The sequence below is a fragment of the Kitasatospora indigofera genome (genome assembly GCF_014655955.1).
GTDB classification, from domain to species: Bacteria; Actinomycetota; Actinomycetes; order Streptomycetales; family Streptomycetaceae; genus Kitasatospora; species Kitasatospora indigofera.
The window spans coordinates 121,370-134,077 of record NZ_BNBO01000005.1 but is presented as its reverse complement, the minus strand read 5'-3'; the positions used below and the strand labels follow the sequence as shown (position 1 = coordinate 134,077).

The following is a 12,708-nucleotide window of genomic DNA, read 5'->3' as shown; positions in this document are numbered from 1 at the left end:
TCATAACGGACAACGTGCGAAGACGGAGGTGCGTGCCCATGGCCAACGACCGCAGGGCGGACGATCGCAAGTCCGACACCAGGCACCTCGACGGCAGGCAGCTCGACGTGCGTCCGCTGGACGACCGCAAGCTCGCGGTGCTGCGCGCGATCGTCCAGGACTACGTCGGCACCGAGGAGCCGGTCGGCTCCAAGGCCCTGGTCGAGCGGCACAGCCTCGGGGTCTCCCCGGCGACCGTGCGCAACGACATGGCGGCCCTGGAGGAGGACGGCTACATCCAGCAGCCGCACACCAGCGCCGGACGGATCCCCACCGACAAGGGCTACCGGCTCTTCGTGGACCGCCTCGCCGAGGTCAAGCCGATGACCGCGCCCGAGCGGCGCGCGATCCGGCACTTCCTGGACGGCGCGGTGGACCTGGACGACGTGGTCGCCCGTACGGTGCGGCTGCTCGCGCAGCTGACCCGGCAGGTCGCCGTCGTGCAGTACCCCTCGCTCTCGCGCTCGACCGTGCGGCACATCGAGCTGGTCGCGCTGGCGCCGGCCAAGGTGATGCTCGTCCTGATCACCAACACCGGCCGGGTCGAGCAGCGGATGGTCGACTGTCCCGGCACGGTGGGCGAGACCGTCCTGGCGGACCTGCGGGCCCGGATCAACGCCCGGGCCGTCGGGCAGCGCCTGCCGGACGTCCCCGAGCTCCTGGAGGCCCTGCCGGCCGCCTTCGAGGCGACCGACCGGCCGACCGTCACCACGGTGCTGGCGACCCTCTTCGAGGCGCTCGCCGAGCAGAACGAGGAGCGGATCATGCTGGCCGGCACGGCCAACCTGACCCGCTTCGGGCACGACTTCCCGCTCACCATCCAGCCGGTGCTGGAGGCGCTGGAGGAGCAGGTCGTCCTGCTCCGCCTGCTGGGTGAGACCGGCGACGCCGGGATGATGGTCCGGATCGGCCGGGAGAACGCGTACGAAGGGCTCAATTCCACCTCGGTCGTCTCGGTCGGTTACGGTTCGGGCGACGAGAGTGTGGCGAAGCTGGGCGTGATCGGTCCGACCCGGATGGACTACCCGGGCACAATGGGGGCGGTGCGAGCGGTGGCACGGTACGTGGGTCAGATCCTGGCCGAGTCGTAGAACAGCGCCGTTGGACCTCCAACGGTGACAACCAGTCGCAGCACTTCTAGAGGCGGAACAAGCGGAGCATTTGGTGGCCACGGACTACTACGCGGTACTCGGCGTCCGACGGGATGCGGGGCAGGACGAGATCAAGAAGGCGTTCCGGCGCCTTGCCCGTGAACTGCACCCGGACGTCAACCCGGACCCGAAGACGCAGGAGCGGTTCAAGGAGATCAACGCCGCCTACGAGGTGCTCTCGGACCCGGCCAAGCGCCAGGTCTACGACCTCGGCGGCGACCCCCTCTCCCCGAACGGCGGCGGCGGCGCGGGCGGGTTCGGCGCGGGCGCGGCCGGATTCGGCTTCTCCGACATCATGGACGCGTTCTTCGGAGCCGCCTCCGGGCAGCGCGGGCCCCGCTCGCGCACCCGGCGCGGCCAGGACGCGATGATCCGGCTGGAGATCACCCTGGAGGAGGCCGCGTTCGGCACCACCAAGGAACTCCAGGTCGACACCGCGGTGACCTGCACCACCTGCTCCGGCGAGGGGGCGGCCCCGGGCACCTCCGCGCAGACCTGTGACATGTGCCGCGGCAAGGGCGAGGTCTCGCAGGTCACCCGGTCCTTCCTGGGCCAGGTCATGACCTCCCGCCCGTGCCCGCAGTGCCAGGGCTTCGGCACCGTCGTGCCCACCCCGTGCCCCGAGTGCGCGGGGGACGGCCGGGTCCGCGCCCGCCGCACGCTCACCGTCAAGATCCCGGCCGGGGTCGACAACGGCACCCGGATCCAGCTGGCCGGCGAGGGCGAGGTCGGCCCCGGCGGCGGCCCGGCCGGCGACCTCTACGTCGAGATCGCCGAGACCGCCCACCCGACCTTCCAGCGGCGCGGGGACGACCTGCACTGCACGGTCACCATCCCGATGACCGCGGCCTCGCTCGGCACCCAGGTGCCGCTGCAGACCCTGGACGGGCTGGAGGAGGTCGACATCCGGCCCGGCACCCAGTCCGGCCAGTCGATCCCGCTGCACGGGCGGGGCATCACCCACCTCCGCGGCGGCGGCCGGGGCGACTTGATAGTGCATGTCGAGGTGCAGACGCCCACCAAGCTCGACCCCGAGCAGGAGGAGCTGCTACGCCGGCTGGCGTTGCTGCGTGGCGAGGAGCGCCCCTCGGGGACCTTCGCCCCCGGTCAGCAGGGCCTGTTCTCGCGGCTGAAGGACGCCTTCAACGGCCGCTGAGCCGTCGAGCCCGTCCGAGCGGCCCGCGCAGGGCGCGGCAGCGGCCCGTGACCCCGTACGACGGGGGCGCGGGCCGCTGTCACCCCCCGCGCGGACCGGCAGGCGCGCGCCCCCGGTGCGCCTCGCCCGCCGGTGCGCCGGTCCGCGCTCCCCGGCGGGCCCGTGAGCGCCCCCGAGCCGCCAGCCGGGTGAACCGTCCGCCCCGTGAGCGGCACCCCGCGGCGCCCCGCCCGCAGCCCCGCCCGCACAGTTCCAGCCCCGCAGCCCCGCCCGCACAGCCCCACGCCCGAGCACCAGCACCGCAGCGCCAGCCCCGGAGGCAGACCCCGATGACCGCACCCGTGTTCGTCACCGACTCCGCACGGCTCGAAGGCGCCGCCGCCGGCACGCTGGTCCGCCTGGACGGCCCCGAGGGCCGGCACGCCGCCGCCGTGAAGCGGCTTGAGCCCGGCGAGGCGGTCACCCTCGCCGACGGTCTCGGCCTCGGCGTCGACGGCACCGTCGCGGCCGTGCACGGCAAGGACGCGATCGACGTCACGGTCGTCGCGGTGCGCCGCGAGCCCGAGCCGTCCCCGCGGATCGTCGTCGTGCAGGCCCTGCCCAAGGGCGACCGGGGCGAACTCGCGGTCGAGACGATGACCGAGGTCGGCGTCGACGTGGTGGTCCCGTGGCCGGCCTCCCGCTGCATCACCCAGTGGAAGGGCGACCGCGGCGCCAAGGCGCTCGCCAAGTGGCGGGCCACCGCGCGGGAGGCGGGCAAGCAGTCCCGCCGGCTGCGGTTCCCCGAGGTCCGCGAGCCGATGACGACCCGCCAGCTGGCGCCGCTGCTGGCCGGGGCCGCGTTCGCCGCCGTGCTGCACGAGGACGGCGCCGCGCCGCTCGCCGCCGCCGCGCTGCCGCCCGCCGGCGACCTGGTGCTGATCGTCGGCCCCGAGGGCGGGGTCTCCCCGGAGGAGCTGGCCGCCTTCGCCGAGGCCGGCGCGGGGCCGTACCGGCTCGGCCCGTCCGTGCTGCGCACCTCGACGGCGGGGGTGGCGGCCGGAGCCCTGCTGCTGGGACGGACCGGGCGCTGGTCCTGAGCCGGTGCCGACCCGGCCCACCGGCCGTCCGGGCGGACACGAACGGCCGCCCGCCGGACGGGCTCCGCCGGTGCTCCGGCCGGGGCCGGGACCGGGAGCGCGACCGGGACCGGGACGGGTCCGCCCGCCCGGGTTCGCTGTCGAAGAAAACGCTTCGCACTGTGCGTGCACATGCATAAAGTGACGCCGTGACCGAACCCCACAGCACCCTCGCGGGCGCGTACCTGCGCCACCCCCACCTGCACGGCGACCTGATCACCTTCGTCGCCGAGAACGACATCTGGCTGGCCCCGCTGGACGGTGGCCGGGCCTGGCGGCTGACCGCCGATCAGGTCCCGGTCTCGCACCCCAGATTCTCCCCGGACGGCCGGCACATCGCCTGGGCGTCGACCCGCGACGGCGCCCCCGAGATCCACCTGGCGCCGGTCGAGGGCGGCCCGGCCCGGCGGCTGACGTACTGGGGCAGCGGCCAGACCAGGATGCGCGGCTGGACGGCGGACGGCCGTCCGATCGCCACCACCACGGCCGGTCAGGCCACCCTGCGGCGCAGCTGGGCGTTCGCCGTCCCGCTGGACGGCGGCGAGCCCGCCCGCCTGCCGTACGGGCCGGTCGGCGGCCTGGCGCCGGAGCCCGGCGGCGACCGGGTGCTGCTGCTGTCGGCCTGGAGCCGCGAGCCCGCGCACTGGAAGCGCTACCGCGGCGGCACCGCCGGCAAGCTGTGGATCGGCACCGAGGAGTTCGCCCGGGTGCACGCCGGGCTGGGCGGCAACATCGAGTCCCCGCTCTGGGTCGGCGGCCGGATCGCCTTCCTCTCCGACCACGAGGGCGTCGGCCGGCTGTACTCCAGCCTCCCCGACGGCGGCGACCTGCGCGCCCACACCACCGCCGAGGACGGCTTCTACGCCCGCAACGCCGGCACCGACGGCACCCGGGTGGTCTGGCACAGCGCGGGCGACCTCTGGATCCTGGACGACCTGGACGGCGCCGAGCCGCGCCGCCTCGACATCCGGCTGGCCGGCCCCGCGACCGGCCGCCGGCCGCGCCCGGTCAGTGCCGCGCACTGGCTGTCGAGCGCGGCCCCGGACCGCACCGGTCGGGCCAGCGCCGTGGTGGTCCGCGGCAGCGTGCACTGGCTGACGCACCGTGAGGGCCCGGCCCGGGTGCTGGACGAGACGCCGGGGGTCCGGGCCCGGCTGGCCCGGGTGGTACCGGGCGAGGACGGCGCCCAGGGCGTGCTCTGGGTGACCGACGCCGAGGGCGACGACGCCGTCGAGTACGCCCCGGCGGTGCTCGGCGCGGAGCGCCGCCGGCTGGCCGCCGGGCAGCTCGGCCGGGTGCTCGGCCTGGTCGTCTCGCCGGACGGCAAGCAGCTCGCGGTGGCCTCGCACGACGGCCGGGTCCTGCTGGTCACGCTCGCCGACGGCGCCGTGCACGAGCTGGCCCGCAGCACCGACGGTGAGGTCAACGGGCTGGTGTTCAGCCCCGACTCGGCCTGGCTGGCCTGGTCGCAGCCCGCGCTCGGGCCGTGGTCGCTGCGCCAGATCGTGCTCGCGAACCTGGCCACCCGGACGGTCGGCGAGGCCACCCCGCAGCGGTTCGTCGACACCTCGCCGGCCTTCACGGCGGACGGCAAGCACCTGGCGTTCCTGTCGGTGCGCAACTTCGACCCGGTGTACGACGCGCACGTCTTCGACCTGTCGTTCCCCAACGGCTGCCGTCCGTACCTGATCACGCTGGCCGCCGACACTCCGTCCCCGTTCGGCCCGCAGCGGGCGGGCCGGCCGTTCGGCGGCGAGGACGACGAGGCGAAGGGCAAGAAGGCGGACGCCGAGGAGGGCGCCGACGCGACCCCCGTCACCCGGGTCGACCTGGACGGCATCGCGGACCGGATCATCCCCTTCCCGGTCGAGGGCGGCCGGTTCGGCAGCCTGCGCGCGGCCAAGGACGGCGTGCTCTGGACCAGGCTGCCGCTGGTCGGCGAGCTCGGCGACGAGGCGGCCTCGCTGGAGGACGAGCGGCCGCGCCCGGTGCTGGAGCGGTTCGACTTCAAGAAGCTGCGCGCCGAGGAGCTGGTCACCGGACTGGACTCGTTCTCCGTCACCGGGGACGGCGGCCGGCTGGCGGTGCTGGACGAGGGGCAGCTGCGGATCGTCCCGGCCGACCACAAGGCGGCGGGGGAGGACGACGAGACCGACGTGGACCTCTCCCGGCTGCGGGTCACCGTCGACCCGGCGGCCGAGTGGCGGCAGATGTTCGACGAGAACGGCCGCATCATGCGCGACAACTTCTGGCGCGCGGACATGGGCGGCTTCGACTGGGCGGGCGCGCTGGCCCGCTACCGGCCGCTGGTGGAGCGGCTCGGCTCGCACGACGACCTGGTCGACCTGCTCTGGGAGGTCCAGGGCGAGCTGGGCACCTCGCACGCGTACGTGACCCCGCACGGCACCGGCACCGAGGCCGCCCGCCGGCAGGGCCTGCTCGGCGCGGACCTGGTCAAGGACGGCGAGGTCTGGCGGATCGAGCGGATCCTGCCCGGCGAGTCCTCCGACCCGCGGGCCCGCTCGCCGCTGGCCGCGCCGGGCGCCGCCGTCCGCCCGGGTGACGCGGTGCTGGCCGTCAACGGCCGCCCGGTGGACCCGGTCACCGGCCCGGCGCCGCTGCTCGCCGGTACGGCCGGCCAGCCGGTCGAGCTGACCGTCGCGGGCAAGGACGGCACCGACCAGCGGTACCCGGTGGTGGTGCCGCTGGCGGACGAGGAGGCGCTGCGCTACCACGACTGGGTCGCCGGGCGCCGGGCCGCCGTCCGGGAGCTGTCCGGCGGCCGGCTGGGCTACCTGCACGTCCCGGACATGGTCAGTGCCGGCTGGGCGCAGCTGCACCGCGACCTGCGGGTCGAGATGGCCAAGGAGGGCGTGGTGGTCGACCTGCGGGAGAACCGCGGGGGCCACACCTCCCAGCTGGTGATCGAGAAGCTCAACCGGAAGATCATCGGCTGGGACCGCGCGCGGGACGTGGCGGGCGCCGACCCGTACCCGGGCGACGCCCCGCGCGGCCCGGTGGTGGCGCTGGCCAACGAGTTCTCCGGCTCGGACGGCGACATCGTCAACGCCGCGATCCAGGCGCTGAAGATCGGCCCGGTGGTCGGCACCCGCACCTGGGGCGGTGTGATCGGCATCGACAGTAAGTACAGCCTGGTCGACGGCACCGGCGTGACCCAGCCCAAGTACGCCTTCTGGCTGGAGGGTTACGGCTGGGGCGTGGAGAACCACGGGGTCGACCCGGACGTCGAGGTGCCGATCGCCCCGCACCAGTACGCGGCCGGCGAGGACCCGCAGCTCGCCGAGGGCGTCCGGCTGGCCCTGGCCGCCCTGGCGGAGAACCCGGCGAAGACCCCGCCGCCGGTGCCCGGGCTGTAGCCGGGCCGGCGGTCCGCCGGGCGGGAGCAGGCCTCCCGCCCGGCGGGCGCCGGTTAGGATGCGTGGCTGATCCATGATCACCGCGCAACGGGGGCAGCGAGATGGCACAGTCACACCCGCAGGGTCAATCCGGCCAGGGTCCGTACCAGTACCCGGCACCCGGCCCGTACGGGCCGCCGGCGCAGCCGTACCTGCCGCAGGCGTACCCCGCACAGCCCTACGCCCAGCAGCCGCAGCCGTACCCCCAGCAGCCGTACGCCGGTCAGCAGCCGTACCCCCAGCAGCCGTACGCCGGTCAGCAGCCGTACCCCCAGCAGTCGTACGCCGGTCAGCAGCCGTACCCCCAGCAGCCGTACGCCGGTCAGCACCCCCACCCCCAGCACCCCCACCCCGGTCACGGCCCGCAGTGCCCGCCGGCGCCGGCCGAGGCCGGGGACGGCCGCCGGATGCTGGCCGCCCTCCTCGACGGGGTCTTCGCCCTGGTGGCCGGGTTCGCGGCGGCCAAGTCCTCCTCGCAGCACGGCGGTTCGGTGGGCGACTACTTCGGCCTGCTGCTCGCGGTGGCGGTCGGCTTCTCCTTCGTCAACCACGTGGTGCTCGCCCGGTTGCTCGGCTTCAGCCTGGGCAAGGGCCTGCTGGCCGCGCGGGTGATCCGGTACAAGGACGTCGGCCGGCCCGGCACCTGGCGCCTGACCAGGCGCTGGCTGCTCGGCTTCGTGCTGATCCCGATCGGCCTGATGGTCGAGGAGCTGGAGCCGGCGGAGGCCTGCGGCGTACGGGTCGTGCGCCGCAAGGACCTGGCCGGGTGGGAGCAGCGGGCCGGACTGCTCGGCTAGCATGCGGCCGTAGCCCCGACCCGATTCCGCGAGGAGACACCGATGTCCGGCGAGCCGCAGTCCGACTGCCTGTTCTGCAAGATCGTGGCGGGGGAGATCCCGGCGACGGTGGTCCGGCAGAACGAGCGCACCATCGCGTTCCGGGACATCAGCCCGCAGGCCCCGACCCACGTCCTGGTGATCCCCAGGGCGCACTACCCGAACGCGGCCGCGCTGGCCGCCGCGGAACCCGCGCTGGCCGCCGAACTGCTGGTCGAGGCGGGCGAGGTGGCGGCCGACGAGAAGATCGACGGGGCCGGCTACCGGCTGATCTTCAACACCGGCGCCGGCGCCGGGCAGACCGTCTTCCACGCGCACGTCCACGTGCTCGGCGGCACGCCGCTGCGTGAGGGCCTGGTCTGACACCGTGTCGCAACGCGAACTCGTCGTCCTGGGCACCGCCAGCCAGGTGCCCACCCGGCACCGCAACCACAACGGCTACCTGCTCCGCTGGGACGGCGAGGGCCTGCTCCTCGACCCCGGCGAAGGCACCCAGCGGCAGATGCTGCACGCGGGGGTCTCCGCCACCCAGATCACCCGGATCGGCGTCACGCACTTCCACGGCGACCACTGCCTCGGCCTGGCCGGGGTGATCCAGCGGATCAACCTGGACCGGGTGCCGCACCCGGTGGACGTCTACTTCCCGGCCTCCGGCGAGGTCTTCTTCCACCGGCTGCGGCACGCCACGGCCTTCCACGAGACGGCCGTGCTGCGCCCGCACCCGGTGGAGGAGGCGGGCCCGCTGCCCGTCCCCGGCGCCCGGTTCACGCTGGACGCCGTCCGCCTCTCGCACCCGGTCGAGTCCTTCGGCTACCGGCTGGCCGAGCCGGACGGCCGCCGACTGGTGCCCGAGCGGCTCGCCGAGTTCGGGATCTTCGGCCCGGCGGTCGGCCGGCTCCAGCACCAGGGCTCCGTCGAGCTGGACGGGCGGACCGTCACCCTGGAGGAGGTCAGCGAGCCGCGCCCCGGCCAGCGCTTCGCCTTCGTGATGGACACCCGGCTCTGCGACGGTGTCGGGGAGCTGGCCGAGGGCGCCGACCTGCTGGTGATCGAGGCGACCTTCCTGGACGCCGACGCCCATCTGGCCCGCGAGCACGGCCATCTCACCGCCGGGCAGGCCGCCCAGGTGGCCGCCAGGGCGGGCGTCCGGACCCTCGTCCTCACCCACTTCTCCCAGCGCTACCCCGACCTCGCCGGGCACCTGGCGGAGGCCCGCCGGTACTTCGACGGCGAGATCGTGGTCGCCACCGACCTCGCCCGGGTGCCCGTCCCGCCGCGCCGTTGACCACCGTCGGCCGCCCGCTGGTGGGTCGCCGGTGCCCGGTGCCCGCCCGGAAAACCAGTCGCATCGGCCCCGGAACTGCCGGACCATCGACCGCGTGCGCGATTCGTCCGCCGAGAGGTGGCGCCGCACCGCCCCGGCGATCACGTGCGCGGCGTACCCTGGTGACCCCGGACCGACCGAGCGGCACCACGAGACACGGATGGGATGAGGCAGGCCTCAGCGCCGACCTATGAGTGACACATCACGTACCCGTACGAACGGACAGTCGCGGCCCGCCGAGGCGGCCGGCTCCGAGCGGGTCGCCAGCGCCAGGATCGTCATTCCCGAGAAGCACCCGATGGTCACCCTGCTCGGTGCCACCGACTCGCTGCTGCGCGTGATCGAGCGGTCGTTCCCGGCCGCCGACATCCACGTCCGGGGCAACGAGGTCACCGCGACCGGGGAGCGTGCCGAGGTCGCCCTGGTGCAGCAGCTGTTCAGCGAGATGATGCTGGTGCTGCGCACCGGCCAGCCCCTGACGGAGGACGCCGTGGAGCGTTCGATCGCGATGCTGCGCAGTGCCGGGGACAACCCGGACGACCCGTCGCCGTCGCAGGTGTTCACCGCGAACATCCTGTCCAACCGCGGCCGGACGATCCGCCCCAAGACCCTCAACCAGCAGCGCTACGTCGACGCGATCGACAAGCACACGATCGTCTTCGGCCTCGGCCCGGCCGGTACCGGCAAGACCTACCTCGCGATGGCCAAGGCCGTCCAGGCCCTGCAGGCCAAGGAGGTCAACCGGATCATCCTGACCCGGCCCGCCGTCGAGGCGGGGGAGCGGCTGGGCTTCCTGCCCGGCACCCTCTACGAGAAGATCGACCCGTACCTGCGCCCGCTCTACGACGCGCTGCACGACATGATGGACCCGGACTCGATCCCGCGGCTGATGGCCGCCGGGACGATCGAGGTCGCCCCGCTCGCGTACATGCGCGGGCGCACCCTCAACGACGCCTTCATCATCCTGGACGAGGCCCAGAACACCTCGCCCGAGCAGATGAAGATGTTCCTCACCCGCCTGGGCTTCAACTCCCGGGTGGTGGTCACCGGTGACACCAGCCAGATCGACCTCCCCGGCAGCACCCGCAGCGGCCTCAAGGTCGTCCAGGAGATCCTCGTGGACGTCCCCGACATCCACTTCTCCGTCCTCACCAGCACCGACGTGGTCCGCCACAAGCTGGTCGGCCGGATCGTGGACGCGTACGAGGCCTGGGACGCCCGCCAGGAGGCCCAGGAGAACACCCCGCCCGCCCGCAAGCCCTCCCAGCGGCGCACCGTCAAGCCGCCGTCGGCCCGGGCACCCCGCCAGTCCCATCGCACCGAAAGCTGAGTAACAGCCCCTCCATGTCGATCGACATCGCCAACGAGTCCGGTTGGGACGCCGACGAGGACTCCATCCTCGACATCGCCCGCTACGCCCTCGACAAGATGCGGATCCACCCGCAGTCCGAACTGTCCGTGATCCTGGTGGACAGCGCGGCGATGGAGGAGCTCCACATCCAGTGGATGGACCTGCCGGGCCCCACCGACGTGATGTCCTTCCCGATGGACGAGCTGCGTCCGGGCAAGGAGGGCGACGAGCTGCCGCAGGGCCTGCTCGGCGACATCGTGCTCTGCCCGGAGGTCGCCAAGCAGCAGGGCGAGGCGGCGCCGTCCAAGCACTCCATGGACGAGGAGCTGCAGCTGCTCACCGTCCACGGGGTGCTGCACGTGCTCGGCTACGACCACGAGGAGCCGGACGAGGAGCGCGAGATGTTCGGGCTCCAGAAGCGGATCCTGGACGACTGGCGCGCCGGTCGGGGCCTCGGCGGCATCTCGCCGGCCCCCACCACCCACTGAGCGCGGGGTCCGATCCACTGTGAGTGGTGAAAGTACGAGCTTCATCGTCGGTGCCGTGCTGCTCACCGGCGTCGGGTGGCTGGCCGCCTGCGCCGAGGCGGGCATCTCCCGGGTCTCGCGCTTCCGCGCGGAGGAGGCCGTCCGGGCCGGGCGGCGCGGCGCCGACCGGCTGCTGACGCTGGCCTCCGACCCGATCCGCTACCTCAACCTGGCCACCCTGATCCGGGTGGCCAGCGAGGTGGCCGCGGCGGTCATGGTCACCGTGGTCTGCGTCCGCAACGTGGAGCCGACCTGGCAGGCGGTGCTGCTGGCGTTCGGCGTGATGGTGCTGGTCTCCTTCGTCGCGGTGGGCGTCTCGCCCCGCACGATCGGCCGCCAGCACCCGCTCAGCACCGTCACGGCGGCGGCCTTCGTGCTGCTGCCGCTGGCCCGGATCCTCGGCCCGATCCCGCGGCTGCTGATCCTGACCGGCAACGCGCTCACCCCCGGCAAGGGCTACCGCGAGGGCCCGTTCGCCTCCGAGGCGGAGCTGCGGGCGCTGGTCGACCTGGCCGAGAAGGACGACCTGATCGAGGACGACGAGCGCCGGATGGTGCACTCGGTCTTCGAACTGGGCGACACCATCGTGCGCGAGGTGATGGTGCCGCGCACCGACCTGGTGATGATCGAGCGCCACAAGACCGTCCGGCAGGCGCTCACGCTGGCGCTGCGCTCCGGCTTCTCGCGGATCCCGGTGGTCGGCGACAACGAGGACGACGTGGTGGGCATGGTCTACCTCAAGGACCTCGTGCGCCTCACCCACATCAACCGTGACGCCGAGTCCGAGCCGGTCGGCGGCGTGATGCGCCCCGCCGTCTTCATCCCCGACAGCAAGCCGGCCGGGGACCTGCTGCGCGAGATGCAGCAGATGCGCTCGCACGTCGCGATCGTGATCGACGAGTACGGCGGCACGGCCGGCCTGGTCACCATCGAGGACATCCTGGAGGAGATCGTCGGTGAGATCACCGACGAGTACGACCGGGAGATCGCCCCCGTCGAGGACCTCGGTGACGGCTCGTACCGGATCACCGCCCGGCTGCTCGTGGAGGACCTCGGCGACCTGTTCGGCATCGAGCTGGAGGACGAGGACGTCGAGACCGTCGGCGGCCTGCTCGCCAAGCACCTCGGCCGGGTGCCGATCCCCGGCTCGTCCTGCGAGATACCGCTGCCGGAGGACGCCGGCACCGACCTCAGCGCCATCCTGCTGACCGCCGAGAGCTCGGCCGGGCGGCGCAACCGGATCGGCACGGTGGTCGCCGCCCCCGTCCGCCCGGTGGACGACGCCGACGCCGAGGACACCGACCGGCCCGACGGGCGCTGACCGGGACGACGGACACCTGCCGGCCGGGGCGGGCGCGGCCCGCCCCGGAAGGCGCAGCACGAGTTGCCCAGCCGCCCGGCCCGTCACCACGATGTGGTCATGACTCATGAGTTGCGCGCTGAGTACGGCCCGCAGGGCCGGTCCGGCGGCGTCAGGACCTGGCACATCATGCGGACCGTCGGGGCCACCGAGGCGATGTGCGGCCGCACCATCGACGCGGACGCGGAGAGCCGGCCGGAGGACGACTGGGGCAGGACCGAGCGGCCGGCCTGCCAGCAGTGCGGCTCGCTCTACCTGCACGAGGTGCCGCACGGGTCGGGCGACCCGCACCGCTAGGGCCGGACCGGCCCCCGGGCCGTCCGGGCCGCACGGCGCAGCCGCGCCCGCCGCCATGCGGTCCCCGGGATCGGGCGTAGCGTGGAACGCGGGGCGGGGTGTCCGTCCGGGGGGCGGTCCACGGCTTCTGCCG

12 protein-coding genes are annotated in these 12,708 nt (G+C 73.9%); 11 read left to right on the top strand and 1 reads right to left on the bottom strand.

Features of this window, described 5'->3' with window-relative positions; translation table 11 throughout:
* Positions 1–38: 38 nt before the first annotated feature.
* The 4 genes from hrcA to IE329_RS07245 all read left to right on the top strand — a co-directional run bounded on the left by hrcA (position 39) and on the right by IE329_RS07245 (position 6,841).
* Complete coding sequence (hrcA, locus tag IE329_RS07260) at positions 39–1,130, top strand: heat-inducible transcriptional repressor HrcA (protein WP_079198337.1); 1,092 nt, start codon at positions 39–41, stop codon at positions 1,128–1,130.
* A 73-nt stretch (positions 1,131–1,203) separates the two neighbouring features.
* A complete protein-coding gene (dnaJ, locus tag IE329_RS07255; RefSeq protein WP_190209985.1) occupies positions 1,204–2,346 on the top strand; it encodes a molecular chaperone DnaJ in 1,143 nt (380 codons plus the stop codon).
* 329 nt (positions 2,347–2,675) lie between these two features.
* Positions 2,676–3,425: a 16S rRNA (uracil(1498)-N(3))-methyltransferase gene (locus tag IE329_RS07250; protein ID WP_190209984.1), complete on the top strand. Its 750-nt coding sequence runs from the start codon at positions 2,676–2,678 to the stop codon at positions 3,423–3,425.
* Between the two features lie 188 nt (positions 3,426–3,613).
* Positions 3,614–6,841: a S41 family peptidase gene (locus IE329_RS07245; RefSeq protein ID WP_190209983.1), complete on the top strand. Its 3,228-nt coding sequence runs from the start codon at positions 3,614–3,616 to the stop codon at positions 6,839–6,841.
* Between the two features lie 110 nt (positions 6,842–6,951).
* On the opposite strand, the gene IE329_RS07240 is transcribed toward IE329_RS07245, so the two are convergent.
* Positions 6,952–7,239 carry a hypothetical protein gene (locus tag IE329_RS07240; RefSeq protein ID WP_190209982.1) on the bottom strand — a complete coding sequence of 96 codons (288 nt, stop codon included), beginning with the start codon at positions 7,237–7,239 and terminating at the stop codon, positions 6,952–6,954.
* Between the two features lie 48 nt (positions 7,240–7,287).
* Between IE329_RS07240 and IE329_RS41420 the strand changes: the two genes are divergently transcribed.
* From IE329_RS41420 to IE329_RS07205, 7 genes are all read left to right on the top strand, one after another.
* Positions 7,288–7,677 carry an RDD family protein gene (locus IE329_RS41420; protein WP_190209981.1) on the top strand — a complete coding sequence of 130 codons (390 nt, stop codon included), beginning with the start codon at positions 7,288–7,290 and terminating at the stop codon, positions 7,675–7,677.
* Positions 7,678–7,719: 42 nt separating this feature from the next.
* Positions 7,720–8,079 (top strand): histidine triad nucleotide-binding protein, encoded by a 360-nt coding sequence (locus tag IE329_RS07230; RefSeq protein WP_190209980.1) that lies wholly within the window; start codon positions 7,720–7,722, stop codon positions 8,077–8,079.
* Positions 8,080–8,083: 4 nt separating this feature from the next.
* Entirely contained in the window at positions 8,084–9,001 is a 918-nt protein-coding gene (locus IE329_RS07225) for a ribonuclease Z (protein ID WP_190209979.1), read from the top strand.
* Between the two features lie 229 nt (positions 9,002–9,230).
* Positions 9,231–10,370, top strand: coding sequence for a PhoH family protein (locus IE329_RS07220; protein WP_190209978.1), 1,140 nt, complete (start codon positions 9,231–9,233; stop codon positions 10,368–10,370).
* A gap of 14 nt (positions 10,371–10,384) precedes the next feature.
* Complete coding sequence (ybeY, locus tag IE329_RS07215) at positions 10,385–10,879, top strand: rRNA maturation RNase YbeY (protein ID WP_073927627.1); 495 nt, start codon at positions 10,385–10,387, stop codon at positions 10,877–10,879.
* Positions 10,880–10,898: 19 nt separating this feature from the next.
* On the top strand, positions 10,899–12,239 hold the full coding sequence (locus tag IE329_RS07210; RefSeq protein ID WP_190209977.1) for a hemolysin family protein: 1,341 nt from the start codon (positions 10,899–10,901) through the stop codon (positions 12,237–12,239).
* 99 nt (positions 12,240–12,338) lie between these two features.
* Positions 12,339–12,575, top strand: coding sequence for a hypothetical protein (locus IE329_RS07205; RefSeq protein ID WP_190209976.1), 237 nt, complete (start codon positions 12,339–12,341; stop codon positions 12,573–12,575).
* Positions 12,576–12,708: the final 133 nt, after the last annotated feature.

Excerpts from the sequence above, each read along its gene's own strand:
- hrcA (WP_079198337.1), top strand. The coding sequence starts at position 39 with ATGGCCAACGACCGCAGGGCGGACGATCGCAAGTCCGACACCAGGCAC.
- IE329_RS41420 (WP_190209981.1), top strand. The coding sequence starts at position 7,288 with ATGCTGGCCGCCCTCCTCGACGGGGTCTTCGCCCTGGTGGCCGGGTTC.
- IE329_RS07230 (WP_190209980.1), top strand. The coding sequence starts at position 7,720 with ATGTCCGGCGAGCCGCAGTCCGACTGCCTGTTCTGCAAGATCGTGGCG.
- IE329_RS07205 (WP_190209976.1), top strand. The coding sequence starts at position 12,339 with ATGACTCATGAGTTGCGCGCTGAGTACGGCCCGCAGGGCCGGTCCGGC.
- IE329_RS07220 (WP_190209978.1), top strand. The coding sequence starts at position 9,231 with ATGAGTGACACATCACGTACCCGTACGAACGGACAGTCGCGGCCCGCC.
- ybeY (WP_073927627.1), top strand. The coding sequence starts at position 10,385 with ATGTCGATCGACATCGCCAACGAGTCCGGTTGGGACGCCGACGAGGAC.
- IE329_RS07250 (WP_190209984.1), top strand. The coding sequence starts at position 2,676 with ATGACCGCACCCGTGTTCGTCACCGACTCCGCACGGCTCGAAGGCGCC.